Genomic DNA, 961 nt, shown 5'->3' on the forward strand with positions numbered 1-961 from the left:
TCGGGTCCAGGGCCCGCAGGGTCCTGGCGGATAAGGGGGTGCGGGGGAAAGGGCGGAGCCTTTCCCCCGCGGCACGACGGCAACAAGGCGCCTCACGCCTCGCGTCCCCGCAGCCAGAGGCGCCGCGCCGCGCCGGCGATGCCTTCGGGGAAGGCCACCACGACCAGCAGGATCACGGCGCCCAGCACGAGGCGCCAGAGATCGGTGCTGCGGACCAGGAGGTCGGCGAGGCCGGTATAGGCGAGCGCGCCCACCACCGGGCCGCTCATCGTCTGGAGCCCGCCCAGCAGCACCATCAGCAAGGCCTCCACCGAATGCGGGATGGCGATGTAGGTCGGGAAGACGCCGCCCTTGGCATAGGCGAAGAGTGCACCGGACAGGCCCGCCGCCGCCCCGGCCACCGCCAGGGCCAGGATGCGCAGCCGTGACACGTCGAGGCCGATCGCCTCCGCCCGCAGCGCCGAATCCCGCGCCGCGCGGAGGGCATAGCCATAGGGGGCATAGAGCATCCGGCGCAGCAGCAGCACCGTGGCCACGGCCAGCGCCAGTGCCAGCGCGTAGAAGACGCGCGGATCGCGCGCCCAGCCCTGCGGCCAGAGGCCAAGCAGCCCGTTGTCGCCGCCGGTCAGCCCGACCCACTGGAAGGCGACGGCCCAGGTGATCTGCGCGAAGGCCAGGGTGAGCATGGCGAGGTAGATGCCGGAGAGCCGCACCACGAACCAGCCGAACAGTCCCGCCACCAGCCCGGCGGCGAGCGGCGCGCCCAGCAGCGCCAGAGGCATGGGGGCGGACAGGTCCTGGGCCAGCAGCCCGGCGGCATAGGCGCCGATGCCGAACCAGGCGGCATGGCCGAAGCTGGCGAGCCCGCCCGGTCCCATCATGAAGTGCAGGCTGGCCGCGAAGACCAGCGCCACGCAGGCCTCGGTCAGCACGCTGAGCGCATAGTCCCCGAGCCAGAAGG

At 72.9% G+C, this 961-nt stretch carries 1 protein-coding gene; it reads right to left on the reverse strand.

Annotated features, from left to right (window positions below):
• Positions 1-92: 92 nt before the first annotated feature.
• Positions 93-961, reverse strand: an 869-nt coding sequence (locus ROTAS13_RS25045) for a branched-chain amino acid ABC transporter permease (RefSeq protein WP_139323592.1), incomplete at its 5' end; no start/stop codon positions are given.

This window comes from Roseomonas sp. TAS13, from assembly GCF_001950415.1.
GTDB classification, from domain to species: Bacteria; Pseudomonadota; Alphaproteobacteria; order Acetobacterales; family Acetobacteraceae; genus Roseomonas; species Roseomonas mucosa.